At 63.8% G+C, this 25,145-nt stretch carries 20 protein-coding genes and 1 tRNA gene; 12 read left to right on the top strand and 9 right to left on the bottom strand.

Annotated elements, in window-relative coordinates; genetic code table 11:
* Window positions 1-62: 62 nt before the first annotated feature.
* Complete coding sequence (gene pepN / locus ABCW42_RS11755) at window positions 63-2,675, bottom strand: aminopeptidase N (protein WP_423181421.1); 2,613 nt, start codon at window positions 2,673-2,675, stop codon at window positions 63-65.
* Window positions 2,676-2,846: 171 nt separating this feature from the next.
* On the opposite strand from pepN, the gene ABCW42_RS11750 reads away from it, so the two are divergent.
* From ABCW42_RS11750 to ABCW42_RS11740, 3 genes are all read left to right on the top strand, one after another.
* Complete coding sequence (locus ABCW42_RS11750; RefSeq protein ID WP_423181420.1) at window positions 2,847-4,403, top strand: circularly permuted type 2 ATP-grasp protein; 1,557 nt, start codon at window positions 2,847-2,849, stop codon at window positions 4,401-4,403.
* A 72-nt stretch (window positions 4,404-4,475) separates the two neighbouring features.
* Window positions 4,476-5,402, top strand: coding sequence for an alpha-E domain-containing protein (locus ABCW42_RS11745; protein WP_423181419.1), 927 nt, complete (start codon window positions 4,476-4,478; stop codon window positions 5,400-5,402).
* The gene (locus tag ABCW42_RS11740; protein WP_133205904.1) at window positions 5,399-6,250 is read left to right on the top strand and encodes a transglutaminase family protein; all 852 of its coding nucleotides are present in this window, start codon (window positions 5,399-5,401) and stop codon (window positions 6,248-6,250) included. The genes ABCW42_RS11745 and ABCW42_RS11740 overlap by 4 nt, the downstream gene beginning before the upstream one ends.
* A gap of 15 nt (window positions 6,251-6,265) precedes the next feature.
* Here the strand turns inward: ABCW42_RS11740 and ABCW42_RS11735 are convergent, their stop codons facing one another.
* Entirely contained in the window at window positions 6,266-7,717 is a 1,452-nt protein-coding gene (locus ABCW42_RS11735) for an SDR family NAD(P)-dependent oxidoreductase (RefSeq protein WP_423181418.1), read from the bottom strand.
* Between the two features lie 111 nt (window positions 7,718-7,828).
* Window positions 7,829-9,211, bottom strand: coding sequence for a glucose-1-phosphate adenylyltransferase (gene glgC, locus ABCW42_RS11730; protein WP_423181417.1), 1,383 nt, complete (start codon window positions 9,209-9,211; stop codon window positions 7,829-7,831).
* A 105-nt stretch (window positions 9,212-9,316) separates the two neighbouring features.
* Here glgC and glgA point away from each other — a divergent pair, with 105 nt between their 5' ends.
* Window positions 9,317-10,534 carry a glycogen synthase gene (gene glgA, locus ABCW42_RS11725; protein WP_423181416.1) on the top strand — a complete coding sequence of 406 codons (1,218 nt, stop codon included), beginning with the start codon at window positions 9,317-9,319 and terminating at the stop codon, window positions 10,532-10,534.
* A gap of 142 nt (window positions 10,535-10,676) precedes the next feature.
* Here the strand turns inward: glgA and ABCW42_RS11720 are convergent, their stop codons facing one another.
* Together ABCW42_RS11720 and ABCW42_RS11715 are read right to left on the bottom strand one after the other, a co-directional pair.
* Entirely contained in the window at window positions 10,677-12,779 is a 2,103-nt protein-coding gene (locus ABCW42_RS11720; RefSeq protein ID WP_423181415.1) for an acyl-CoA dehydrogenase, read from the bottom strand.
* A 35-nt stretch (window positions 12,780-12,814) separates the two neighbouring features.
* Window positions 12,815-13,507: a TetR/AcrR family transcriptional regulator gene (locus ABCW42_RS11715; protein WP_423184873.1), complete on the bottom strand. Its 693-nt coding sequence runs from the start codon at window positions 13,505-13,507 to the stop codon at window positions 12,815-12,817.
* A gap of 131 nt (window positions 13,508-13,638) precedes the next feature.
* On the opposite strand from ABCW42_RS11715, the gene ABCW42_RS11710 reads away from it, so the two are divergent.
* The 3 genes from ABCW42_RS11710 to ABCW42_RS11700 are packed head-to-tail and all read left to right on the top strand — an operon-like array spanning window position 13,639 to window position 17,275.
* The gene (locus ABCW42_RS11710) at window positions 13,639-15,009 is read left to right on the top strand and encodes an acetyl-CoA C-acetyltransferase (protein WP_423181414.1); all 1,371 of its coding nucleotides are present in this window, start codon (window positions 13,639-13,641) and stop codon (window positions 15,007-15,009) included.
* A 5-nt stretch (window positions 15,010-15,014) separates the two neighbouring features.
* Window positions 15,015-16,367: a 3-oxoacyl-ACP reductase gene (locus ABCW42_RS11705; protein WP_423181413.1), complete on the top strand. Its 1,353-nt coding sequence runs from the start codon at window positions 15,015-15,017 to the stop codon at window positions 16,365-16,367.
* Window positions 16,364-17,275, top strand: a complete 912-nt coding sequence (locus ABCW42_RS11700) for a MaoC family dehydratase (protein WP_423181412.1) — start codon at window positions 16,364-16,366, stop codon at window positions 17,273-17,275. The genes ABCW42_RS11705 and ABCW42_RS11700 overlap by 4 nt, the downstream gene beginning before the upstream one ends.
* 208 nt (window positions 17,276-17,483) lie before the next feature.
* On the opposite strand, the gene ABCW42_RS11695 is transcribed toward ABCW42_RS11700, so the two are convergent.
* Window positions 17,484-17,566 (bottom strand) — tRNA-Leu (locus tag ABCW42_RS11695).
* 299 nt (window positions 17,567-17,865) lie between these two features.
* On the opposite strand from ABCW42_RS11695, the gene ABCW42_RS11690 reads away from it, so the two are divergent.
* Entirely contained in the window at window positions 17,866-19,170 is a 1,305-nt protein-coding gene (locus ABCW42_RS11690; RefSeq protein ID WP_423181411.1) for a M20/M25/M40 family metallo-hydrolase, read from the top strand.
* A 48-nt stretch (window positions 19,171-19,218) separates the two neighbouring features.
* The gene (locus ABCW42_RS11685) at window positions 19,219-20,376 is read left to right on the top strand and encodes an acyl-CoA dehydrogenase family protein (protein WP_423181410.1); all 1,158 of its coding nucleotides are present in this window, start codon (window positions 19,219-19,221) and stop codon (window positions 20,374-20,376) included.
* Between the two features lie 43 nt (window positions 20,377-20,419).
* Here ABCW42_RS11685 and ABCW42_RS11680 read toward each other — a convergent pair whose 3' ends face one another.
* Window positions 20,420-20,653, bottom strand: coding sequence for a DUF5703 family protein (locus ABCW42_RS11680; RefSeq protein ID WP_133205893.1), 234 nt, complete (start codon window positions 20,651-20,653; stop codon window positions 20,420-20,422).
* 39 nt (window positions 20,654-20,692) lie between these two features.
* On the opposite strand from ABCW42_RS11680, the gene ABCW42_RS11675 reads away from it, so the two are divergent.
* Window positions 20,693-20,965 (top strand): hypothetical protein, encoded by a 273-nt coding sequence (locus ABCW42_RS11675; protein WP_133205892.1) that lies wholly within the window; start codon window positions 20,693-20,695, stop codon window positions 20,963-20,965.
* 74 nt (window positions 20,966-21,039) lie between these two features.
* Here the strand turns inward: ABCW42_RS11675 and ABCW42_RS11670 are convergent, their stop codons facing one another.
* Complete coding sequence (locus tag ABCW42_RS11670; RefSeq protein WP_423181409.1) at window positions 21,040-21,972, bottom strand: aldo/keto reductase; 933 nt, start codon at window positions 21,970-21,972, stop codon at window positions 21,040-21,042.
* Between the two features lie 52 nt (window positions 21,973-22,024).
* Between ABCW42_RS11670 and ABCW42_RS11665 the strand changes: the two genes are divergently transcribed.
* Window positions 22,025-22,858, top strand: coding sequence for an undecaprenyl-diphosphate phosphatase (locus ABCW42_RS11665; protein WP_423181408.1), 834 nt, complete (start codon window positions 22,025-22,027; stop codon window positions 22,856-22,858).
* Window positions 22,859-22,874: 16 nt separating this feature from the next.
* On the top strand, window positions 22,875-24,155 hold the full coding sequence (gene mshC / locus ABCW42_RS11660) for a cysteine--1-D-myo-inosityl 2-amino-2-deoxy-alpha-D-glucopyranoside ligase (RefSeq protein ID WP_423181407.1): 1,281 nt from the start codon (window positions 22,875-22,877) through the stop codon (window positions 24,153-24,155).
* A gap of 51 nt (window positions 24,156-24,206) precedes the next feature.
* On the opposite strand, the gene ABCW42_RS11655 is transcribed toward mshC, so the two are convergent.
* Complete coding sequence (locus tag ABCW42_RS11655; protein ID WP_423181406.1) at window positions 24,207-25,112, bottom strand: PAC2 family protein; 906 nt, start codon at window positions 25,110-25,112, stop codon at window positions 24,207-24,209.
* Between the last annotated feature and the right edge of the window lie 33 nt (window positions 25,113-25,145).

Here is a 25,145-nt window from a genome sequence, read left to right as displayed (position 1 = left end):
TACAACAATCCCAGTGCAATAATCCCAGTGCAGCAGGGCAAGTGCAGCTAAGCAAAGTGCAGCTACTCGGTTCCCTGGATTGCTTGCGCTGCCAGGGCACGGTACAGGTGGCTCCGCTGCTCGATGATGATCCGGCGCAGCGCGGCTGGAGCGCCGGCATGGGTCGCAAGCCATTCGTCCGTCCGCCGCAGCACCGGCTGGTCCGCGGGGGCCATACCTTCGGGAAGGTCCTGCCCCGAGGGATACAGGCCGCGGACAATCCGGGCAGCTATTTCGATGCTCCGGGAGCGCCACACGTTCTCCAAGGAATCGAAATAAGGTTCGGTGAAGCCTTCCAATAGTCCCGACGGCGCAAGGGAGAACCCGGCAATCGTCGCACCAAGGATGTCGTTCGAGAGGCTCGCGTCGTTGAGCGCGGCATCCCATGCCGCAGTCTTGACCGCGGCATCCGGACGTGCGGCGGCAGCAAGGGCATGGCCTACGCTGCCGGCCGCTGTACGGTCCTTGGCGAGTTCCGCGTCCAGTTCTGCCAGGTCGGCTGCCCCGTTGGCGGCAAGGGCCTGCCACAAACTCCAGCGAAGGTCCGCGTCCACGGCCAAGCCCTCCACGGTGACCCTTCCGGAGAGGATGCCCCGGAGGAGCTCCGCATAGGCGTCGTCGCTCCGCGACAACTCCGCCAGGGTCCTGGCCCATGCGAGCTGCTGGTCAGAACCCGGTTCGCACGCACGCAGTTGCCGGGCGGCTGTGTCCAACAGGCTGGCGCGGACGGCCCCGCGCTGCGGTACCGGGACGTAGCGTTCGACGGCGGTCACGGCGTTCCCGAGGACGTTCAGGAGCACGCCGATTCCCGATTCGGCCGGGGCGAAGCGTTCGACGGCGGCAACGTACAGCGCCGCCGGGGTCACCGCATCCCGCGCCGAATCCCAAAGGGCTGTCCAGCACAAAGCACGGGCCATGGGATCGCTGATACGGTCCAGGGCTGAGCGCACAGTCGCCTCGGATACGGCGTCGAGGCGGACTTTTGCGTAGCTGAGGTCGTCATCGTTGACGAGCAGCAGGGCAGGGCGTTCCTTGCCTGCGAGCGCCTCGACTGTTGTTTCAGGGCCTTCGACGTCCACTTCGATGCCTTCGGTGCGGAGCAGCCGACCTTGATCGTCCGGGTTGTACAGGCCGATCCGCAGCCTGTGGGGTCGGTGCTCGGTCTTGCCGGTGATCGGGTCGAGCGAATCCTGGCGGAGGGCCACCGACTCCATGAGTACGCCGTCTCCGCTGATGTCGGCAGCGATGGTCGAAATTCCCGACGTTTGCAGCCATTGGCGGGCCCACGTCGCGAGGTCGCGGCCAGATGCGGCACTGAGTGCCCCAAGGAGATCGCCCAGCGATGTGTTGCCATACTCGTGATCCCGGAAGTAACGGCGCGACCCCTCAATGAACGCCTCGAATCCCACGTAGGCCACCAATTGCTTAAGGACGGACGCGCCCTTTGCGTAGGTGATGCCGTCGAAGTTCTGCTTGGCCGCTTCGAGGTCCGGGATGTCGGCGACGATGGGGTGGGTGGTGGGCAATTGGTCTTGCACATAGGCCCAGGATTTGCGCTTGTTAGCGAAGTTGACCCAGGCGCTGTCCCAGTGCGTGGCTTTGTCGACTCCGAGCGTTCCCATGTAGTCGGCGAAGGATTCCTTGAGCCACAGATCATTCCACCACGCCATGGTGACGAGGTCGCCGAACCACATGTGTGCCATCTCGTGCATAAGGGTGTTGGCCCGGGCTTGGTACTGGGCGTCGGTGGCACGCGAGGTGAAGACGTACTTCTCGGTGAAGGTCACCAGGCCGGGATTTTCCATGGCGCCGAGGTTGTACTCGGGAACGAAGGCTTGATCGTACTTTCCCCAAGGGTAGGGGTAGTCGAAGAGCTCGTTGAAGAAGTCCAGGCCGTTCTTCGTCAGTTGGAAAAGCGCGTCTGCATCGAAGGACTCCCGCATGGATGAGCGGCAGTAGAGGGCCAGGGGGACCTCAAGGGTCGTTCCGTCGTCGAACGTTTTGGTCCAGTGGTCCGTCGCACGGAAATAGGGGCCTGCGAGGACGGTGGTGATGTAGGTGGAAATCCGCTTGGTGGGCGCGAAGTCCCATCGGCTCGTGTCCGGGTCGGTTGACAGCGGGGCCCGCGAAACCTCGGCTCCGTTCGAGGCCACCTGCCAACCCGAGGGGGCCATGACGTGGAACGTGAACTCGGCCTTCAGATCCGGCTGTTCGAAATTCGCGAACACGCGGCGGGCATCCGCTGGCTCGTATTGGGTGTAGAGGTAGCACAGTCCGTCGGCCGGGTCGACAAAACGATGCATCCCTTCGCCGGATCGGCTGTAGAGGGCTGTTCCCGTCACCGTGACCTGGTTTTCGGCCAGGAGGTTGTGGAGGTTGATCCTGCTGCCGTCCACGACTTCGGAGACGACCAGGCCCTTTCCATTGAGGAAGACGCTGTGCACGCCGTCGTGGATGAAGTCGAGGAAGGTGGAGGAGCCAGGTTCCGCGGAGAACGTGATGACGCTCTGGCTTGTGTATCCAGACACTCCGGTGTCTGTTGCCTGGCGGACGTCCAGTGAGACGTCGTAGCTGTGGGTGGTGACAAGGGCTGAACGGGTGGCGGCCTCGGTGCGCGACAAGTTGTGATTTGACACTCAGCAATCTAATCACGGGCAAGGTAGGGCCCGGAGCGTAAGGTTGACGTCGGCAGCCTCCAGCCGCGTCGCCCCGTGGCCCGGTATATTTGCAGCTGACAGACCCAGCGTTGGTGCAACACGCAGGACGCGAAATGCGTCCGTAATCGAAAAGGTGATTGTCTGAATCCCATGTCAGAGCTATTCCGGGATTACTCCGAGGCCGCCGTCCGTTCCGGCGCCTACGACGAGATGTTCGCGCCGGGCACCATTGCCAGGAAGCCGTACGGCCAGGTGGAAGGAGCGCTCCGCGAGTTGTCACTTGCGGACGTGAGTGCTCGTGCCGAGTCGATGGCGCGGACCTTCCTGGACCGGGGTGTCACCTTCGACTATGCCGGGGAGGAGCGGCCGTTCCCGCTGGACATCGTGCCCCGGGTCATTCCTGCTGACGAATGGGATGTCCTGGAGCGGGGCGTTGCGCAGCGGGTCCGGGCATTGGAGGCGTTCCTTGATGACGTCTACGGCCGGATGGCCGTTGTCGCCGACGGCGTCGTGCCGCGTGCCCTCGTAACCACCAGCGCACACTTCCACCGGGCAGTGCATGGCTTCGAGCCGGCGGGCGGCGTACGGGTCCATGTTTCGGGTATCGACGTCGTCCGCGATGCCGCGGGGACGTTCAGGGTGCTGGAAGACAACGTCCGTGTTCCTTCGGGCGTGTCGTACGTGTTGGAAAACCGGCGGGCGATGGCCAAGGGCTTGCCCGAGGCGTTCGGGCAGCAGCACGTGCGACCGGTAGAGGAGTACCCGCGGAGGCTCCTGTCGGCACTTCGGAAGACGGCGCCGTCGGGAGTCGACGACCCGACCGTCGTCGTGTTGACTCCGGGCGTGTTCAACAGCGCCTACTTCGAACACACCCTCTTGGCAGGACTGATGGGCGTGGAGCTCGTCGAGGGCCGCGACCTCATCTGCCGTGGCAACCGCGTGTACATGCGGACCACTGCCGGCGAGCAGCGCGTGGACGTGATCTACAAGCGGATCGACGACGAGTTCCTGGATCCGCTGCAGTTCCGTTCGGATTCCATGCTGGGATGCCCGGGACTCGTGAATGCAGCGCGGGCCGGTGGCGTCACCATCGCGAATGCCGTGGGCAACGGCGTCGCCGACGACAAGCTCGTCTATTCCTACGTTCCGGATCTGATCCGCTACTACCTCCACGAAGAGCCCGTGATCGCAAACGTGGACACGTTCCGCCTGGAGGAGGACGAGGCCCGTGAGCAGGTCCTGGACCGGCTCGAGGAACTAGTGGTGAAGCCGGTGGACGGGTCGGGCGGCAAAGGCCTGGTGATCGGTCCCGATGCTTCGCGGGAGGAACTGGATGCCTTGCGGAAGCGCGTCTTGGCCGATCCTCGTGGCTGGATTGCGCAGCCGGTGCTGCAATTGTCCACGGTGCCGACGCTTTCCGGCGACCGTTTCGGACCGCGCCACGTGGACCTGCGCCCGTTCGCGGTCAACGACGGCGAGGACGTCTGGGTGCTTCCGGGCGGCCTGACGCGCGTGGCCCTGAAGGAGGGCTCGCTTATTGTGAACTCGTCCCAGGGCGGCGGCTCGAAGGATACCTGGGTCTTGTCGGATTCGCCGCAAATCCCGTCGGCCGAATTGCCGCGATCCACCATCACGGTGCGCGAACAAATCTCGGTTTGGCCTGTCGAAAGCAATTGGCGCGACCGCCAATCGGACCAGCAACAGTGACCCGTCACGCGACAGTGACCGGACTGGATACCTTGATCGCCACAACGCAGGACCCTAAGGAGGCACAGCCGCATGCTGAGCCGTATTGCTGAATCTCTTTTCTGGATCGGCCGCTACGTGGAGCGTGCCGATGGTACCGCCAGGATCCTGGACGTCCACCTGGAACGCCTGAACCATTTGCCGCTCGAAGAACAGCGCAGTGTGGCAAGGGAACTCCTCGCCGTCATGGGCGCCCGCCCGCAGAGCGAGGACTTTGGCCTGCCGGAACTTCTGAACGCCCTCGCCTATGACAAAACCAGCGCAACCTCGATTGCGGGTTCGCTGGGAGCGGCGCGCGAGAACGCCCGCCGGGCCCGCGAGACGGTGTCGTCCTCATTGTGGGAGAGCCTCAACACCACGTACTACGGGCTGAACCAGCACCGTAAGGACGTTGTGGGTACCTACCGCTTCTGCAACTGGGTGTTGGAGCGGACTGCGATGGTGAGGGGTCTTGCCGACACCACAGTCAGCCACGACGAAAGCTGGCTGTTCCTTGTCCTGGGCCGTTCCCTCGAACGGGCAGACATGACTGCGCGAATGCTCTCCACGCGCGATGTCTTGTCCGCGGGCATGTCCTGGGTGAACATGCTGCGCTGCGCGGGCGCCTACGAATCGTTCCTGCGCACCCGCAGGGCCGCGTTCGGCGACCAGCACGCGGCGGAGTTCCTGCTCCTTGACCGGCTGTTCCCACGCTCCATCGTGTTCGCCCTCCGCGACGCCGACGAGTGCCTCTCCAAGCTCGACCCCACGGCCCAGCGCGTGGGCTTCATCAACGATGCCCGCAGGATTGTTGGCCAGGCCCGGACATTCCTTGAGTTCCACCGCACGGACGACCTCATGTCCGAGCTGCCGGAACACATGGACCGGGTCCAGAAAGCCGTGGCCCAGGCTTCCGACGCAATTACCCGTAAGTACTTCAATCAGGCGGATGAACTGGCCTGGGTGGGAGAAGTTTCATGACCCGGCTGAGCATCATCCACAAAACGGCGTACAAGTACAACCGCCGGGTGACTTTGTCCTACAACGAGGCACGAATGACTCCGCTGACCGACCCGCAACAGGTCGTCCTGGAGTCCTCCTTGAAGATCACGCCTTCGCAGGCTGCAGTCAGCACTTACCGCGACTATTGGGGCACCCGCGTGACGGCTTTCGACATGCAGGTTCCCCACGAGCGCCTCGAAGTCGTGGCCACCACCACCGTCGAGGTCCATCGCGTGGAAAGGGTGGCCCTTGACGAGGAAATCGTCGGGTGGGATGTACTGGCGTCGGATGAAGTGCGCGACCGCTTCAGCGACTGGATCCCGCAATCCCAGCTCAGCGGCCCCGGAGACGAGGTCCTCGGCATCCTTCCAGGCGTCGTGGAGGGCAAGAACCCGCACGAGACCGCGATGGCCGTTTTTGAATGGATGCGTGGCGAAATGAGCTACGTGAAGGGCACCACGGGAGTTACCACCAATGCCGAGCAGGCCTGGAACCAGCGCCAGGGCGTTTGCCAGGACCTGGCCCATTTGGCCATTGGATCCCTTCGGAGCCGCGGGATTCCGGCCCGCTATGTGTCGGGCTACATCCACCCGCGGCCCTCGGCAGAGATCGGCGAGACTGTCGCCGGACAATCGCACGCGTGGTTGGAATGGTGGGACGGTGAATGGCGCAGCTGGGACCCGACAAACCACAAACCGGCCGGCGACCTGCACGTGACTGTCGCCCGCGGCCGCGACTACCGGGACGTTCCTCCTCTGAAGGGCATCCTGTCCGGGGGCGGCGGCTCGGGCCTGACCGTCTCGGTGGAGATCACCCGCCTCACCTGACCCCTCGGAGAATTCCTACCAGGGGGAGGGCTTGTAGTCCTTCAGGAACACGCCGTACTGGTCTTCGCCCTGTTCACCCATGACGATCGGATCGTAGACCCGTGCAGCGCCGTCCACGAGGTCGAGGGGCGCGTGGAAGCCTTCCTCCATGAGCCGGACTTTGGTGTAGTGCGGACGTTCGTCGGTGATCCATCCGGTGTCGACGGCGGTCATGAGGATGCCGTCCGTGTCCAGCATTTCCTGCGCGCTGGTCCGCGTCATCATGTTCAGCGCCGCTTTCGCCATGTTGGTATGCGGATGCCCCGGTCCCTTGTACACGCGGGAGAACTGCCCTTCCATGGCCGAGACGTTCACAATGTACTTGCGGCGTGCCGTGGAACGCTTCATGGCGCCGCGGAGCCGGCTGACCAGGAGGAACGGGGCCGTGACGTTGCAGAGCTGGACCTCGAGCATCTCAAGCGGATCGACTTCGTCCACTACCTGGGTCCAGCTGTTGATCGTCGCGAGGTCCGGAACAAGGCCGCCAGCGTCGATCGCGGTGCCGGAAGCAATTCGCTCAAGCGATGCCGAACCGGTGGACAAGGCAAGGGAAGTGATGGCGTCTCCGGCCAGCACGGGGTGTTCGGTGACGCTGTGGGCTATGGCCAAGGGATGTTTGTCGTGCGCGTGGCCGAACGTGACAAGCTCCGGTCCGCCATTGCCTGCGAGGAGAGCTTGCGGCAAGGGCTCGTCTTCGGCGTCGACGAGCGGTTTGTACGCGTTGCCGGAGCGCCGCACGGTCTGCGCGGCGTTGTTGATGATGATGTCCAGGGGACCCGCTTGGTTGAGGGAATCCGTCAGTGCGATGACCTGGGCGGGATCACGGAGGTCGATGCCCACGATCCTGAGCCGATGGAGCCAATCCGCGCTGTCATCCATCGCTGCGAAGCGCCTGGCCGCGTCCTTCGGGAAACGGGTGGTAATAGTGGTGTGTGCGCCGTCGCGCAGCAAGCGGAGGGCGATATACATGCCGATCTTGGCACGGCCGCCCGTGAGGAGGGCGCGGCGTCCGCTGAGGTCGGTGCGGGCATCGCGCTTGCTGTGGCTGAATGCCGCGCACTCCGGGCACAACTGATGGTAGAACGCATCCACCTGTGTGTAATGCTGCTTGCAGATGTAGCAGGGCCTTGAGCGGAGGAGATGGCCCGCAATTTCGCCCGTCGCCGAGGACTCGAGCTTGTTGCCGCGGGTCTCGTCGTCGATCCTGTCCGGAGCCGCCGTCGCGGTCAAAGCGAGTACCGCGCGGTCGGCTTCGGCGATTGCATCCCTCTTGGTGACCCGGCGATGCCGCTTGACTGCCTTGAACATCTTTCCCGTGGCGCGCCGCACGGCGAGGTAGTCGGGGTGCTCCTCGTCATAGGCGTGGATGGTGTTCAGGACTTTGAGGCAGGCCTGGATCTCTTCAGGCGTCAAATCGGCGGTGCTCATTGGGTCGATTTTACAGTGTGGAAACGGCAAAGCCTCCCCGGCGGCCAAGGCTCGTGACCTTGGCCGCCGGGGAGGCTCGGGGGAGTTTGCGTAGCGGGTTGTTCGCCGGGGTCAGACCTCCACGGACGAGGCCTGGCTCCGGGTGACGTGTTCGGCGGCTTCCCGGAGGCCGGCGAATCCTTCCGTCGCGGTCCTGATGGCGTCCGGCAGGGAGCGGCGGTATTCGGCGGCCATGGCGAGTTCAGACTCATCCGGTTCAGGTACCACTTGGCCCTTGGCGAGCACCGTGATGCCGGACTCCGTGACCTTGAAGCCACGGGAGCGGTCGAACTCGGCATCCAGTCCGATGGTTGCTCCGGCCGGGATCTTGACGTTCTTGTCGATGATGGCACGCTTTACAACGGCACCTTCCCCGACCCGGACCTTGTCCATGAGTACCGAGTCCTGGATCCGGCTGCCCGATTCGGCGTAGACATCGTTGGAAAGGACGGACCCTTCCACGATGGCTCCCGAAATCACGGCGCCGCTGGCCACGATCGAATCCAGAGCGGTTCCGATCGTGTTGTTTTCGCCGCGGACGAACTTGGCCGGCGGAGCGATGCTCTGGCGGGTGTAGATCGGCCATTCCGAGTTGTACAGGTTGAACACGGGCACCGGCGAGATCAAGTCCATGTGGGCGTCGTAGAACGAGTCGATGGTACCTACGTCGCGCCAGTAGGTGCGATCGCGTTCCGTCGAGCCGGGAATGTCGTTGAGGGTGAAGTCGTATACGCCGGCTTCACCCTTGCCGACGAAGTAGGGGATGATGTCCCCGCCCATGTCGTGCTTGGTGTCCAGTCGCTCCGCGTCAATGCGAAGTGCTTCCACCAGGGCGTCGGCGTCGAAGACATAGTTGCCCATCGAGGCGAGGAACTGGGTGGGATCGGCAGCGAGGCCTTCGGTCTCGGCCGGCTTTTCGACGAAGGCCGAGATCTTCTGGGCATCGTTCTTGTCGACCTCGATCACGCCGAATTGGTTGGCCATATTCAGCGGCTGGCGGACAGCGGCGACGGTTGCCTTGGCGCCGCTCGCGATGTGCTGCTGGACCATCTGCTGGAAGTCCATGCGGTACACGTGGTCTGCCCCGACGACGACGACGATGTCCGGATTGGCGTCGTGGATCAGGTTCAGGGACTGGTAGATGGCGTTGGCGCTGCCGAGGAACCAGCTCTTCCCGACACGCTGCTGCGCGGGAACGGATGCCACGTAATTTCCAAGCTGCGTGGACATGCGCCACGTCTCGGAAATATGGCGGTCAAGGCTGTGCGACTTGTACTGCGTCAGCACAACGAGTTGGAGATACCCGGAATTGACCAGATTCGAGAGAGCGAAATCGATCAATCGATACCCCCCCGCGAACGGCACGGCAGGTTTTGCCCTGTCTGCCGTCAATGGCATGAGGCGGTTTCCTTCGCCGCCAGCCAACACAATTGACAATACTTTCTTCAACGCCATGGTGCTTGCTCTCCCTGTACGTCTTTGTAGCCCCCCGAAAAAGCCCGGGGTTGCCGGACTCTTTCACACTAGAACACATACTCCGGAAGGACTACGTTAGGTAGCGTGCGCGTAGACATTGTGACTAAAGAATTTCCACCCGAAATCTATGGCGGAGCCGGAGTGCATGTTGCCGAGCTCAGCCGCGTCTTGGCAAAGCATGTGGACCTGCAGGTGCGAGCCTTCGGCGCGCCCCGCGATGCGGGCTACCACGGGGCAACCGTGACGTCGTATTCCACCCCGGAAGATCTGGGCTCGGCCAATGCCGCAGTCCAGACGCTCGGCGTGGATTTGCGAATTGTTCCGGACGTCGCCGGAGCGGACCTGGTCCACTCCCACACGTGGTATGCCAACATGGCCGGACACTTGGCATCCCTGCTGCATGGCATCCCCCATGTGCTCAGTGCCCATAGCCTGGAACCCCTCCGCCCCTGGAAAGCAGAGCAGCTCGGCGGCGGTTACGCCTTGTCGTCCTGGGTGGAGAAGACCGCATATGAGGCGGCGGCCGCGATCATCGCGGTCTCGGACGGCATGCGCCAGGACATCCTGCGCAGCTACCCCGACGTCGATCCCGCCAAGGTCCGCGTGGTCCACAACGGGATCGACGTCGACATGTGGCAACGGGACGAAGGGGAGGACGCGGTACGCGCCCTCGGCATCGACCCCGCTAAGCCGAGCGTGGTCTTCGTCGGTCGCAATACCCGCCAGAAGGGTGTTCCATACCTCCTGAGGGCTGCCGCAAGCCTCCCGGCGGACGTTCAGTTGGTGCTGTGCCTGGGCGCGGCCGACACGCCGGAGCTCGCCGCGGAAACCGCGCGCCTTATCGAAGATCTGCAAGACAAGCGCGAAGGTGTGCTGCTGATCGAGCGCATGCTTCCCCGCCACGAGCTCATTCAGGTCCTCAGCCATGCGACGGCCTTTGCTTGCCCTTCCATTTACGAACCTCTCGGAATCGTCAACCTTGAGGCCATGGCGTGTGGCGCGGCCGTAGTCGCCAGTGCGACCGGAGGTATTCCGGAGGTGGTGCAGCACGGTGAAACCGGCCTCCTCGTGGAACTGGAGCAAGTCACCGATGGCACTGGAACTCCGTTGAATCCGGAGAAGTTCGTTGCCGATTTTGCCGCGGCCCTCAATGAGGTTGTCTCGGATCCGGAGCGAGCGAAGGCAATGGGTGCCGCTGGCCGGATCCGGGCCGAGCAGCATTTCTCCTGGGAGTCGATAACGGAGACCACGCTCGACGTATACCGTTCGGTCCTCGGTGCCTCCGCCGAGCAGGCGGGCTAGCCTCACCGCAATGAGCGGCAACGACGACGGCGACAATCCCCCCCGCGGGAATTGTCGCCGTAGTTGTTTGGCGCGGGCGCCAGCGGTGAATATTGGCCGAATATTCACCGCTTTAGCACTGCGGTGTGATAAGGGGAATTCCTTAAGTGGATTTGCTTCCCTTAACCGCACGATGTGGTTTTTCCGGGGCGGGTAACTTTCCCTCGGCGCGCTGCGCTTCGAAGTAGATGCGTGCCTCGTCTTGCCGTCCTTTCTCCGATCCGGAGGCAATAGACGCCCGCAAATGTTCGGGTCCATAGCCGAAGGATTCCACGAGGTCCAGGGCATGCGGCCGGATCTTGGCGAGGAGGCGGTTGATGTAAGCCCCTACAGTCCGGCCCCGCTGCATCGACAAGCGACCGTTCATGAGGTACCAAGACAAGTGCTTTTCGATGAGCGAGAGGCCAAAGAGGTCACGGAGCCAGGTCAGGACCTGCTTGGTTCCCGGATCGGAAATTTTCCCGAGGGCCTCCGTGAACGCTTCCCACTGCAGCAGTTCGGCGTGGGCCTGTGCCGCATCGATCAGGTCGTCCTGGTGCTGGTTGAAAAGTGCGGCAGCTTGGTGCTGCGGCAGCTTGTTCGCCCCTTTGAGCGCCGAGCCTACTTCCGCGACCATCGACTGCACCCGGTCCGCCAGCAGGGTGCGCTGCCCGCCCTCGTCACGCAGGGCGACGGCGGCTTTCTGGACGGATCCGGTGTCTGCCACGAATTGCGCCACCGCCCGCAGTCCGGTGCGGTGGAATGCCGCCCCGGCCGCTTGGGTAACCACGAAGCGGGCGAGGACACCAAAGTCGACATTCCGGAACTCCTTGGCGAAGTCGGCCAACAATCTCTTGGCGACGAGCTGCAGCAATACCGTGTTGTCACCCTCGAAAGTGGCGTAGACATCGAGGTCCGCGCGCAGTGACGCGAAGCGGTTTTCGATGAGGAACCCTGCGCCGCCGCATGCCTCGCGGCACTCCTGCAAGGTGTCGAGGGCGTGCCACGTGCTCAAGGGCTTGAGGGCGGCTGCGAGGGTCTCCAGGTCTTCGCGGTCGGCGTCCGAATCGTGGCGGCCGGAGAAGACGTCATCGAACTTCTCCAGGAGCTGCTCGTGCGCGAACCCCGCCGCAAACGTCGTGGCGAGGCGCGTGAATAGACGGCGCTGGTGCCGCTGGTAGTCGAGGAGGACTTCTTCTTCCTGGGTTGACGACGCGTGGAACTGGCGCCTTTCGGATCCGTAGCGGATAGCGGTTGCGAGCGCTACTTTGCTCGCCGCGACCGCGGCGCCGTCGAGCGATACGCGCCCTTGCACCAAGGTGCCAAGCATTGTGAAGAACCGGCGGCCCGGACTGGCGATCGGGGAGCTGTATCTACCTTCCACGGAAACGGCGCCGTAGCGGTCGAGGAGATTGGTGCGCGGGATCCTGACTTCGCTGAAATGGAGGCGGCCGTTGTCGATGCCGTTGAGGCCGCCCTTGACGCCGTCGTCCTCGCCGCCCACTCCCGGCAGGAATTCCTTGGTGTCCGGGTCCCGCAGCGGAACGTAGAACGCGTGGACACCGTGGTTGACGCCTTGCGTCACCAATTGGGCGAAGACGACGGCGGCCAGGCCGTCTTCCGCCGCGTTGCCGATGTAGTCCTTCCAGGCCGCGCGGAAGGGGGTGTTGATGACGAATTCCTTCGTTGCTGCGTCGTACGTGGCGGTGGTGGAGATGCTGGCGACGTCCGAACCGTGGCCCGTTTCGGTCATAGCGAAGCAGCCGGGAATGTCCAGGCTCATGATTCCGGGAAGCCAGGCGTCGTGGTGTTCCTGCGTTCCGAGGTGCATGACGGCGGCTCCAAACAGCCCCCACTGCACCCCGGCCTTGATCTGGAGCGAAGGATCCGCGGTGACCAGTTCTTCGAAACCGGCGATGTTGCCGCCGTGGTCGCTCGAGCCCCCCAATCGTTCGGGGAACGCCCGGTGTACGGCGCGGTTGTCCACAAGGTACTTCAACTGCCCGAAGACGCGTTTGCGGTGCTCGGTGTGGGTAAGTCCTTCGATCTTGTGTACCTCGGGGCGCCCCGCGAGTTCGCGTGCGGTGCGCCGCACGTCGGCCCACTTGCCCAGAAGCAGCTCGCCGAGTTCCGCAACATCCACGGAAGGGCCGCCAGCGTGCGCGGCTGCCGGGGTGCCGGCCGGCTCCCGAGTGCCGGAGGAGGTTCGGTCCGCTACTTCAGTCATGGTGATCCCTTCGTTGGTTCCGTGTAACTGGTGAGTCATTTGCCGGTGGCGGCGGGGATGGTGAGTTCAGGGGCGATTCCAACGCACAGCCAGTCGGTGATGCGTGCGGCCATGGTTTCCTGGTCCGGTTTGGCCGGTGACGAGGGGCTTCCCAGCCACATTTCGCCTGCATTCCGCACGAGCCCGATTGCCGCCGTCGGCCAGTATTCGATCAGTGTAAGGGCGTCCGTCCCCAGGCTTTCGCGGATGGGCCGGGCAATCATCGCCGTGATCGATTCGAAGAAGTGGCCAAGGGCTCCCGAGGAGGCGATCGCGTCTTGGGCAGATGGTTCCGCCGGTGAAAGGCGCGTGATGAAGGCGTAGACGTTGGGGCTGGACTCGGCCATCTGCAAGTAGGCGGACACCATGGCAAGCAGGCCTTCCCTGGGTGTCCGGGCCCTTTCCACTGCTTCCTTCATGCGTCGCTGCATCTGCCCAAGGACCACCTCGCCCATAGCTTGCTGAAGTCCTGCTTTGTCGCCGAAATAGCGGTAGTAGACAGACTTCGAGGTGCGGGCAGCGGATGCGATGTCCTCCATGGAGGCGTCGCTGCCCAAGGCGTGGACGGCCTTGCGTGCGGCTTTGATGAGCGTGCGGCGGCGTTCCTCGCGATGGGCTTGCCAGCGCGCGGTCCGGCCGTCGACGGTGGGACCCTCGCGGTCGACGGCGGCAATCCCGACCGCGGGTATCGCGCCGTCCGCCGCCGGTGGAACCGCTGCGCCGCGCGCGGTGGAAAACGCTGGACTGGGAATGTTCACGATACCCAGCGTATCAAGTACGCTGGGTATCGGTAACCCGAACACACATTGAGGAGAAGCGCATGCCCGCACAAGAGCAATCCGCGAGCGCACCACAGCAGACGTCCGGTGGCCAGCAACCCTTGCGTCCGGCCGTTGTGGTGGGCGGCAACCGTATTCCCTTTGCCCGTACCGGTGGCGCCTACACGAAGTCGTCCAACCAGGACATGTTGACGGCGGCACTGGATGGGTTGATCGCTCGTTTCGGACTTCAGGACGAGCGGATCGGCGAAGTTGCGGCCGGTGCTGTCCTGAAGCACTCGCGCGACTTCAATCTCACCCGCGAAGCCGTCCTTGGCTCCGCGCTCTCGGCTGAAACTCCTGCTTACGACCTTCAGCAGGCATGTGCGACCGGCTTGGAAACGGTCCTGGGCCTCGCCAACAAAATCAAGCTCGGCCAGATCGACTCCGCTATCGCCGGTGGCGTGGATTCTGCTTCAGACGCGCCCATCGCCGTCAGCGAAGGCCTCCGGGAAATCCTGCTGGACCTGAACCGGTCCAAAACGTTGCCCGAGCGGCTCAAGGTGCTCGCCCGGCTCCGGCCCAAGGACCTCGCTCCGGACGCCCCCAATACGGGAGAGCCGCGGACCGGCCTTTCCATGGGAGAGCATCAGGCTTTGACCACTGCGCAGTGGGAGATCGCCCGTGAGGCCCAGGACGAACTTGCATATAACAGCCACCACAATCTCGCCGCTGCCTACGAGCGGGGCTTCTTCGATGACCTCATCACGCCGTACCGCGGACTGAACCGGGATTCGAACCTCCGCCCCGATACGTCGATGGAGAAGCTTGCGAGCCTCAAACCCGTCTTCGGGAAGGGCCTCGGCACGGGGGCCACCATGACCGCGGGTAATTCCACGCCGTTGACTGACGGCGCATCAACCGTCCTTCTCGGCACGGAGGAGTGGGCCGACGCGCGCGGGCTGCCGAAACTTGCTGTCGTGGTCGACGGCGAAGCGGCCGCCGTCGATTTCGTCCACGGCAAGGATGGACTGCTGATGGCGCCCGTCTTCGCCATGCCCCGGCTCCTTGAGCGCAACGGGCTGTCGTTCGAGGACATCGACTTCTTCGAAATCCACGAGGCCTTCGCCGGCACTGTCCTCAGCACGCTCGCTGCGTGGGAAGACGACGAGTTCTGCCGCACCCGGCTGGGTCTTGGAGGCGTCCTTGGCAAGATCGACCGCGCCAAGCTGAACGTGAACGGTTCGTCGCTGGCCGCAGGGCATCCTTTTGCCGCTACGGGCGGACGGATTGTGGCGTCGCTTGCCAAGATGCTTCACCACCGTGGACTGGTAGACGGTCGGCCGGCCCGCGGACTGGTTTCCATTTGCGCTGCCGGCGGACAGGGCGTCGTGGCCATCCTCGAGGCCTACACCGCGCCGGAAGGACGGTAGCGGGCATGTCGGACAAGTACACGCAGTTCGTCAGCCATGGCATTGGCAAGGACCTTGCCAAGAGGCTTGGATTGCCCCAACCCGCGCGTCTCCGGCGCTACGCCCCTGGATCGCCCCTGGTGCCGGGGCCGGTGCTGGTTCTGGGCACGGGAAGCTTGGATGCGCACGGAGCGGACGAACTGGCTTCCGAGCTTGCAGCTTGGGGCTTGGACGTGCGGCGCAACGCACTGCCCAAGGAAAAACTCGGGGCGATCATCCTGGTGCTTGATGACGTCGGACATCCTGACGACCTCGCGAAGCCAGTCCTGACGGCGGCGCAGTCCCTTCGCGACCTCGCGCCCAGCGCACGGGTGGTCACAGTGTCCCGTAAGCCTGATTCCGGGGGCCTTCCGGCCGTCGCGGCAGCGCGCCAGGCCGTCGACGGACTATTGCGGTCCCTGGCCAAGGAGCTCAGGGCGGGTGCAACAGCCAACGGGATCCTCCTGGCTGACGGTGTTGGTGCAGTGAGCCCAAGTGCTTTGGGGGCGCTTCAATTCTTCCTCTCGGGCCGCTCGGCCTTCGTGGATGGACAGTTGCTGACGGTTGCCAGGGATGCGGGGCAATTGCCGCCGGACCCCGACCATCCGCTCGCGGGCAAGGTTGCGGTGGTTACGGGCGCGGCGCGAGGCATCGGTGCCGCGATCGCCCGGACGCTGTACCGGGATGGGGCGAGGCTCGTCGTCGTCGATGTCCCGGCGGCGGGGGACCATCTCGCCCAGGTCGCCAACGAGGTTCATGGCACCGCCCTGCAGGTGGACATTACGGCGGAGGACGCTGGGAGGCGGATCATCGACCACGCCTTGGAACGCCATGGGGGCCTGGACATCCTGGTTCACAATGCCGGGATCACCCGGGACAAGCTCCTGGCGAACATGGACGAGAACCGTTGGAACGCGGTGATCGGCGTAAACATCGCAGCGCAATTGCGTATCAACGAGGCAGTCTTGGCTTCGAACCCGCACGGTTTATCTCCCCGGATCGTTTCCGTCGCGTCCACGAGCGGCATCGCGGGCAACCGGGGACAGACCAACTATGCGGCGTCCAAGGGCGCAGTGATAGGAATGGTCCGCGCCACGGCGCCGTTGCTGGCCGAACGCGGCGGGTCCATCAATGCGGTGGCGCCCGGCTTTATCGAGACGGAGATGACGGCCAGGATTCCCTTCGCCACAAGGGAGGTTGCGCGACGGCTCAATTCCCTCCAGCAGGGCGGCAGGCCCGACGACGTCGCCGAAGCCATAGCTTTCCTCGCCTCGGACGCGGCGGGCGGCATCTCGGGCGAAGTGCTGAGGGTCTGCGGACAGAACCTGGTGGGTGCATGAGTCCGGAGCCAGCGCTGATCCTGGATGAGTTGCCGTCCTTGTCCAAGCTGTATGTGAATGCGGCTGCGACGGCCGCGCGACGGAGGTTGCTCGGGACGCAGGGTCTCAACAGCCTTCCTCCCGGGCGGCATGAGGTGCATGGGGTGCGCGCAGATGTCGGCAACCTCACGGCCTACCAGCACCTCATCGGCGAAAGCGCCAGCGATGCCATGCCCGCCGGATTCATCCATGCCCTCGCGTTTCCCGTGGCCATGAGCGTCCTCAACCGTGACGACTTCCCGCTCCCGTTGCTGGGAATGATCCACTTGGGCAACCGCGTGGAGCAGATGCGTGCGATTCAGTTCAGTGAGCTGCTAGACATCCGCTCCTGGGCTGAGGACATGCGCGGGCATCGCGCCGGGACGCAGGTGGACATCGTCGCGGAGGTCCGCGCGAGCAATGACGGAAGCCTGGTTTGGCGGGGCGTTTCGAACTATTTGGCCAAAGGGGTGTTCTTGCCGGGCATCGATAAGCCGGGGACGGGCAGCGCAGTGTGGGAGTTTACTCCGCCCGCTCCGACGGCCGAGTGGCAGCTCGGCGTCGATACTGGCCGGAGTTACGCCACGGTGTCCGGGGACTACAACCCGATCCACTTGAGCATGCTGTCCGCGAAGGCGCTCGGACTTAGGAGATCGATCGCGCACGGCATGTACCTCGCTTCACGGGCGCTGGCGGACGTCGGATCGGTCAAAGGGGAGGCCTTCCGGTGGGACGTGAGCTTCGAGGCGCCGGTGTTTCTCCCGGCCCGCGTGGCTTTGGAAATCGCTACGGTCCACTCGGCGTCCGGCGGTTGGCAGCGTTCGGACTACGTTGCGTGGAATCCGCGGAGCGGTAGGAAGCACTTCAGCGGGTCCGTCACCGGGCTCTAGGCGCGGTCAAGACCCGCATGCAGAGTACGACGGCGGCCACTCGCGCGAGTGGCCGCCGTCACCTTTTTCGGGTCAAAGACGCAAATGGCATGAATTGCGGGTAATGCAATTTAATGAATGTGATGAACGCCGCAATTTTCTGTGCGGAGGGAAATTCGTATTAAACAAACAAGGCCCGGAATCGAAATGATTCCGGGCCTTGCATTTGTGCGCGGAGGGGGACTTGAACCCCCACCCCCTTGCGAGGACTAGCACCTCAAGCTAGCGCGTCTGCCATTCCGCCACCCGCGCAGGTGGTGTTCGGAGCGTTCGTTCTGCGCCTTTCAGCGCTTCTCTTTCCTCCGAAGCAGCGAGAAAAACTCTAACACGGTTTCCGGGAAATAAAAAAATCGGGCTTCAACCGGCGTGGTCCGGCGCGCAATTTGCTCTGCGAGGCCGTGACCGGTCGACTGGAGAACGCCGCCAAAACGCGGGAAAGCGCGGCCGAAACCGACGCCCGGTGGGTAGGCTGAAGGAAGTGTGCGGGAGCGCCGCCAATCGGCGGCGCGGCCGGCCGGCATCCGTGAACCTCAGCGAGCAAGGAGAGTCCCATGACTGATATCCGACCCGAGGACGAAGTCGTCCGGATCTGCCAGGAACTCATCCGGATCGACACCTCGAACTTCGGGGACGGCTCCGGCCCTGGGGAACGCCTGGCGGCGGAGTACACCGCCGGGCTGATCAGCGAAGTGGGACTCGACGCCGAGATCTTCGAGTCCGCTCCCGGCAGGGCCAGCGTCGTTACGCGCCTGGCGGGGGAGGACCCTTCCGCTGACGCCCTCGTGGTTCACGGCCACCTCGACGTGGTTCCCGCGCTCAAGGACCAGTGGACGGTGGATCCCTTCAGCGGAGAACTGAAGGACGGGCTTATCTGGGGACGCGGCGCCGTCGACATGAAGGACATGGACGCGATGATCCTTTCCGTCCTGCGCGATTTCGCCCGGACAGGACGCAAGCCCAAGCGGGACATCATTTTCGCTTTCTTCGCCGACGAGGAAGCGGGCGGAGACTATGGCGCGCGATACGCCGTCGAACACCGGCGCGAACTCTTCGACGGCGCAACCGAAGCGATTTCCGAAGTCGGCGGCTTCTCGGCGACAATCGGCGGCCAGCGGACCTACCTCCTCCAAACGGCGGAGAAGGGCCTGTCCTGGCTGCGCCTGCTCGCCCATGGGCGTGCGGGCCATGGCTCGCAGATCAACACGGACAACGCCATCACGCGCCTCGCCGCGGCAGTCACCCGCATCGGCGAATACAAGTGGCCGGTGGAACTGACGCCCACAACCCGCCAGTTCCTGGACGGCGTCACTGAACTGACCGGCGTCGAATTCGACGCCGACAACCCGGATATCCTCCTGAAGGAGCTCGGAACGGTGGCCCGGTTCGTCGGCGCCACGTTGCAAAACACCTCAAACCCGACGCTGCTTCGCTCCGGCTACAAACACAACGTCATCCCCGAATCGGCCGAAGCCTTCGTGGATTGCCGTACGCTGCCCGGCCAGCAGGAGCTCGTTTTCGAAACCATCAAGCAGCTTGCCGGAGACGGGGTGGAAATCAGTTACGTCAACAAGGATGTGTCGCTTGAAGTGCCGTTTGCCGGGAACCTGGTGGACGCGATGATCGATGCCCTGCACTCGGAGGACCCGGGAGCGAAGGTCCTGCCGTACACACTGTCCGGCGGAACCGACAACAAGTCCTTGAGCAAGATCGGCATCGCCGGCTATGGCTTTGCCCCGCTGATGCTCCCGGACGAGCTTGACTTCACCGGCATGTTCCACGGCGTCGACGAGCGCGTTCCGGCCGACTCACTGAAGTTCGGTGCGAAGGTCCTGAACACCCTGTTGACCAACTACTAGGCCTATTGACCACTACCAGGCCTATTGACCACTACCTAGGGAGGAACAGTGCCCGACGGGATCCTGCCGGACGCGCTGCTGGAACCTATCCGCGCGCGCGCGGCGGGCTACGACCGGGACAACTCGTTCTTCAACGAGGATCTTCGGGAGCTGGCCGCGGCCGGTTACCTGAAGATCTTCGTTCCGGAGTCCGACGGCGGTGCGGGCCTCGGGCTTGCCGGCGCGGCGGCGCTCCAGAAACGGCTGGCAGCCGCTGCCCCGGCCACCGCGCTGGCCGTCAACATGCATCTCGTCTGGACCGGCGTCGCACGTATCCTCGCCGCCCGCGGAGACGACTCGCTCCAATTCGTCCTCGATGAAGCAGGCCGCGGCGAGATCTTCGCCTTCGGGATTTCCGAGCCCGGAAACGATTCGATGCTTTTCGACTCAGGAACGCTCGCTGAACCTTTGGAGGGCGGTGGTTACCGCTTCACCGGCCGCAAGATCTTCACCAGCCTCTCTCCTGCGTGGACCCGGCTCGGGATCTTCGGCAAGGATCAAACCGCCCGTGAGGGGGACGGTGAACTGGTCTTCGGCTTCATCGGCCGCGACGCCCCGGGGCATGAGACGCTCAGCGACTGGAACACCCTTGGCATGCGGGCCAGCCAATCCAACACGACCCTCCTCCAAGGGGTAGTGGCTCCGCCGGAGAGGATTTTCCGCAAGCTGCCGGTGGGGCCGAACCAGGATGCGCTGATCTTTGCGATTTTCGCGTGTTTCGAGACCCTGCTGGCCGCCGTGTACACGGGGATCGGCGAACGTGCCTTGAACCTGGCAGTTGAAGCAGCAAAAGGCCGAACCTCGGCGAAGAACGGTGGACGGAGCCTTTCGCAACTCCCGGACATCCGCTGGAAGATAGCCGACGCCGCCATGGCCCTGGACGGCATCCAGGCGCAGTTGTCTTCGGTAGCCAACGATGTCGATGCCTTGGTCGACCACGGGGCCCAGTGGTTCCCGAAATTCGTGGGACTCAAGGTGCGGGCAACGGAGAACGCGCGGACCATGGTTGACACCGCAATCCGGGTTTCCGGGGGATCGGCCTACTTCAACGGTTCCGAGCTTGAACGCCTGTACCGGGATGTCCTCGCGGGGATATTCCACCCGTCCAACGATGAATCCGCGCACGCGACCGTTGCCAACGCTTGGCTTGGCCCGCTCGAAAACTGAACTTCAGGACGAGCTTGAGTGTGACTGAAGAGGTTGAACGTGGCTAAACGGTGCGTTGGACGTTGAGTACTTTGCGACGCAACCAGAACCGCCGTCCACCGCCAATGTAGAGGACGCTGCGCTCCAGTTCCCACTTGCCGTACTCGGAATGTTCGGCGAGGCGACGCCGGGCCTCGGGCAAGGAATCGTCAGGGCTGACCGTCAGTACGAGGTACTCATACTGCCTTGCGTAGTCCCTCTTGCGCTCCACCGAACTGCTCAGAAATTGTTCTCTCATCCCTCTCCATTTTCGTCTTTTTCGGGCTAACGTGAAGTCATGAGCATCGATCCGCGTGTCGCGCTTCAGTCACTGACAGCCGCTCTGGAAGAGCATCTGGTAGCCGCATCCGCCCGCCGGGGCGAAGGCGATCCAACAGTGGAGGCAGCATTTTTCGCTGTCGCCGATGCCTTCGAGGTATATGAGGACTCACTATACGAGGCCTACTCGGAAGTCACACCCCTGCAGGTGTTTGACGACGATGAAGAGGATCAGGACGAGGACAATAACGAGCTCCTCGACGAGGACGAACTGGAGATCCTGGACCAATGAAGGTCGGCCGCCAGTAGCGTCCTGGAGATGCCCCAAACAATTTCGGAACGCGACAATCTCGGAACGCGACAACCTCAGAACGCGGAAACGTCTTCCAGCGCCCGCGCGATTTCCGTGGGCAGCGGTGTCAGTTGCGCGTCGAGCAGTTCCTTGAGCTGCACGGCTGTCCGTGCCCCCACGACGGCGGTAGAAACGCCCGGGCGGGACAACAGCCAGCCCAGCGAGACGTCCGACGGCGAACGGCCAAGTCCGCGGGCAGCCATCGCGACGGCTTCGACAATTCGGGTGGACCCGCCGTCGAGGTACTTTTCGACGTAGCCGCCCAGGCGGGTTTCCGCCGCGCGTGACTCGCCTGGAATCTGCCCCCGGTATTTTCCGGTGAGCACGCCGCGGCCAAGAGGACCCCAGGCCATCAGGCCCAACCCGGCGTCTTCCACTGCTGGAATCAGCTCGCCTTCGGCGCTGCGGTTGACAAGGGAATATTCGGACTGGTTGGCGACGATGGTGAAACCGGCCGAAGCCGCGGCCTTGGCGGTCTGCCAGCCGTTGTAATTGGAAATTCCGACGTACCGTGCCCGGCCCGAGCGCAGGGCGAGGTCAAGGGCCGAGAGAGTTTCATCGAGAGGGACATTTCCGTCCCAGGCATGCGCGAACCAGAGGTCGACGTAGTCCGTCCCCAGCCGCGCGAGGCTGGCGTCAAGCGCGGACAGCATGGCGCCCCGGGAAGCGTCGACGCTGCGGCGGCCGTCCGACGTCGAGACGCCCGCCTTGGTGGAAATCACCACTTCCGAACGTGCCACGATGTCACCCACCATGGAACCGAGGAGCGCCTCGGCCCGGCCGCCCGCGTACGAGGCCGCGGTGTCGATCGTGGTGCCGCCCGCGGCGAGGAAGTCACGGACCAACTCGCGGGCGTCCTGCTCGTCTGTTTCTTCCGCCCATGACATGGTGCCCAAAGTGAGGGTGGACACCCGGAGTCCGCTATTGCCGACGTAACGCTGCTGCATAGCAGATAGCTTACGGGGAGAACGACCTGTTCATGACGTAGGGTCTATTCACGTGAACTGGATAGAAGCAGCCTTCCTTGGCCTCGTGCAAGGCCTTACCGAATTCCTGCCGATTTCTTCAAGCGCCCACCTGCGCATCGTCGGTTCGTTCCTACCGAACGCGGCGGATCCCGGAGCCGCTTTCACGGCTATTACCCAGCTTGGCACGGAGACGGCCGTCATCGTCTTTTTCTGGCGGGACATCGTCAGGATCGTCGGCGCGTGGTTCGACTCGTTGCGCGGCAAAGTCTCAAAGGACGACCCCGACGTCCGGATGGGATGGCTGGTCATCCTCGGCAGCCTCCCGATCATCGTGCTTGGGCTGCTTTTCCAGGACCAGATCGAATCCGTCCTTCGCAGCCTGTGGATCGTGGCCACCATGCTCATTGTCTTCGGCATGATCCTCGCCGTCGCCGACGCCGTCGGGCGCCAGGAACGGGAACTGAAGCAATTGAGCTACAAGCACGGCATCCTCTACGGACTCGCCCAGGCGATGGCCCTCATCCCGGGTGTTTCGCGCTCGGGCGGAACTATTACGGCGGGCTTGCTCATGGGCTACACACGGGAGGCGGCCGCGCGGTATTCCTTCCTGCTGGCAATTCCCGCCGTCTTCGGCAGTGGCCTGTACCAGCTGTACAAAGTGCTCGCGAAAGAAGGAATCAGCGGGCCCTTCGGCCTTCCCGAGACTCTGTTGGCCACCGTCATCGCTTTCGTGGTGGGATTCATCATCATCGGCTGGTTCCTCAGGTTCGTTTCCACCCACAGTTACCGCGTCTTCGTCTGGTACCGGATTCTCCTTGGCCTGGCCCTCTACCTTTTGCTCGGTTTCAATGTCATCAGCGCCTAGCACTAGTGTTGAGGCTGTGAAATCGTGGATCTCCCGCCCTGTTCCCGAACTGCCCGGCAACATGCCGAACCTGAGGCTCTTCGACACGGCGCTCAACTCTATGGTGGACATCGAACCTCGCAGTGAGCAGTCGATGTACGTATGCGGCATCACTCCGTACGATGCAACCCACATGGGACATGCGGCCAGTTACGTGGCCTTCGACCTCCTCAACCGTGCTTGGCGGGACAGCGGCCAGCGGGTCGCCTACGTCCAGAACGTGACCGACATCGACGATCCCCTCCTGGAACGTGCGACGGCCACCGGCGTCGACTGGCGCGCACTGGCGGCAAGCCAGATCGAACTTTTCCATTCGGACATGGACGCGCTCAACGTCCTTGCCCCGAACTATTACATCGGCGCCGTTGAAGCGATCCCGATGATCGTTCCCGCCATCGAAAAGCTCATTGCCGACGAGCTCGCATACCGCGTCCGCGGAAGCGACGGGGAGCCCGACGGCGACGTCTACTATGACGTCGAAGCCGCCAGCAAGCAATCGGACAGCCCTGACTCCTGGACCCTCGGGGACATCTCGGGACTCGGCGAAGTGGACATGCTTGAACTTTTCGCCGAACGCGGCGGAGATCCCGGCCGCGCCGGCAAGCGGAACGCCTTGGATCCGCTCCTGTGGCGCGCGGCCCGCGATGGCGAACCGAGTTGGCCGGGGGAGAGCCTCGGAGATGGACGACCCGGCTGGCACATCGAATGTACGGTCATCGCCCAGAAGTACTTGCCCGCGCCATTCACCGTGCAGGGCGGCGGCTCGGACCTTATCTTCCCCCACCACGAAATGGGCGCCGGGCACGCGTACTCCCTTAGCGGTGTTCCGTTGGCGCGGCACTACTCCCACGCAGGCATGGTCGGCTTGAACGGAGAAAAGATGAGCAAGTCCAAGGGCAACCTGGTGCTTGTGTCCAAACTCCGCGCCGCGGGTGAAGAACCCGCCGCCATTCGGCTCGCGATCCTCGCAAACCACTACCGCTCGGATTGGTCCTGGACCGACGAGGGATTCGCGCAGGCAAAGGACCGGCTACGCACGTGGCGCGCGGCCTGTGATGCCGCCCCCGAAGGATCGGCCGCCGGACTCCTTGCCCGCATGCGCACCGAACTCGCCGACGACCTCAACGCGCCAGGTGCGCTTGCCGCCATCGACGCCTGGGCCGAAAACGCCCTGTCCTCACCGGACGCTAAGCGATGCGCCCTGGACGCCGCTCTGGTGAGCGACGCCATTAACGCCCTGCTCGGCGTCGAACTCTAGACGGGTCCCGGGAAGCGCGGTGGAACAGGGCAAGCCCTGACGGCCAAGCCGTCAGGGCTTTTCCTTGCCCCTTCTCTTCAGGTACCTCTCGAACTCGCGTGCGATCGACTCGCCGCTCGCCTCGGGCAGGTCCGCGGTGTCCTTGGCCTCTTCGAGTTGCCGGACGTATGCCGCGATTTCCGGATCCTCGGTGGCGAGTTCGTCCACGCCACGTTCCCAGGCTTCGGATTCTTCGCTCAGGGCATGGGTATCCAGCGGCAATTGCAGCAGGTCCTCGATCCTGTTCAGGATGGCCAATTGAGCCTTGGGCGAGGGCGCCTGGGCAACATAGTGCGGCACGGCCGCCCACAGCGAAACAGTGGGAAGCCCGGCCAGCAGCGCAAACTCGGCGAGGACACCGACAATGCCCACAGGCCCCTCGTACTGGGAAGCTTCCAGGTTCAAGCGTTGCCGCAGGCCGTTGTCGTCCGTGGTGGTGCTGACGGGGATCGGGCGGCTATGCGGAACATCGGCCAGGAGCGCGCCGACGAGCACAACGTAGTCCACCTTCAATGCTTCGGCATGGACCAGGAGTTCGGCTGTGTAAGCGCGCCAACGGTAGGAAGGTTCAGTGCCGAGCACAATCACTACATCGACATTGCTGTCCGGAACGCTGGCTTTGTAAAGGCGGGTGGAGGGCCATTTCACCTTGCGGGCTCCGGTGGCGGTGCGCCGCACCGTGGGCCTGGTGAACTGGAAGTCGTAGTAGTCGTCGGCATCAACGGACGCAACCTTCTTTCCCTGCCACAACTTGTTCAAGTAGTGCAGGGAGTCGCTCGCTGCTTCGCCGGCGTCGTTCCAACCTTCGAACGCCGCCAGCATCACGGTGATGCGCTGACCATCAGGGACGGGAACCAGAAGGCTCCCGGGTTCGGGGGAAGTGGCCTGTCCGTCGGGGGCTCCGTCCAAACTGTTCATCCACTCACCCTACGTCCAAGTCCGGCAACCGTG

Source organism: Arthrobacter sp. NyZ413, assembly GCF_049390645.1.
GTDB lineage: Bacteria > Actinomycetota > Actinomycetes > Actinomycetales > Micrococcaceae > Arthrobacter.
The sequence above is the reverse complement of the archived record's forward strand: the minus strand, read 5'-3'. Positions and strand labels throughout refer to the sequence as shown.

Excerpts from the sequence above, each read along its gene's own strand:
- ABCW42_RS11750 (WP_423181420.1), top strand. The coding sequence starts at position 2,847 with ATGTCAGAGCTATTCCGGGATTACTCCGAGGCCGCCGTCCGTTCCGGC.
- ABCW42_RS11745 (WP_423181419.1), top strand. The coding sequence starts at position 4,476 with ATGCTGAGCCGTATTGCTGAATCTCTTTTCTGGATCGGCCGCTACGTG.
- ABCW42_RS11740 (WP_133205904.1), top strand. The coding sequence starts at position 5,399 with ATGACCCGGCTGAGCATCATCCACAAAACGGCGTACAAGTACAACCGC.
- ABCW42_RS11735 (WP_423181418.1), bottom strand. The coding sequence starts at position 7,717 with ATGAGCACCGCCGATTTGACGCCTGAAGAGATCCAGGCCTGCCTCAAA.
- glgC (WP_423181417.1), bottom strand. The coding sequence starts at position 9,211 with ATGGCGTTGAAGAAAGTATTGTCAATTGTGTTGGCTGGCGGCGAAGGA.
- ABCW42_RS11720 (WP_423181415.1), bottom strand. The coding sequence starts at position 12,779 with ATGACTGAAGTAGCGGACCGAACCTCCTCCGGCACTCGGGAGCCGGCC.
- ABCW42_RS11710 (WP_423181414.1), top strand. The coding sequence starts at position 13,639 with ATGCCCGCACAAGAGCAATCCGCGAGCGCACCACAGCAGACGTCCGGT.
- ABCW42_RS11705 (WP_423181413.1), top strand. The coding sequence starts at position 15,015 with ATGTCGGACAAGTACACGCAGTTCGTCAGCCATGGCATTGGCAAGGAC.
- ABCW42_RS11700 (WP_423181412.1), top strand. The coding sequence starts at position 16,364 with ATGAGTCCGGAGCCAGCGCTGATCCTGGATGAGTTGCCGTCCTTGTCC.
- ABCW42_RS11690 (WP_423181411.1), top strand. The coding sequence starts at position 17,866 with ATGACTGATATCCGACCCGAGGACGAAGTCGTCCGGATCTGCCAGGAA.
- ABCW42_RS11680 (WP_133205893.1), bottom strand. The coding sequence starts at position 20,653 with ATGAGAGAACAATTTCTGAGCAGTTCGGTGGAGCGCAAGAGGGACTAC.
- ABCW42_RS11675 (WP_133205892.1), top strand. The coding sequence starts at position 20,693 with ATGAGCATCGATCCGCGTGTCGCGCTTCAGTCACTGACAGCCGCTCTG.
- ABCW42_RS11670 (WP_423181409.1), bottom strand. The coding sequence starts at position 21,972 with ATGCAGCAGCGTTACGTCGGCAATAGCGGACTCCGGGTGTCCACCCTC.
- ABCW42_RS11655 (WP_423181406.1), bottom strand. The coding sequence starts at position 25,112 with ATGAACAGTTTGGACGGAGCCCCCGACGGACAGGCCACTTCCCCCGAA.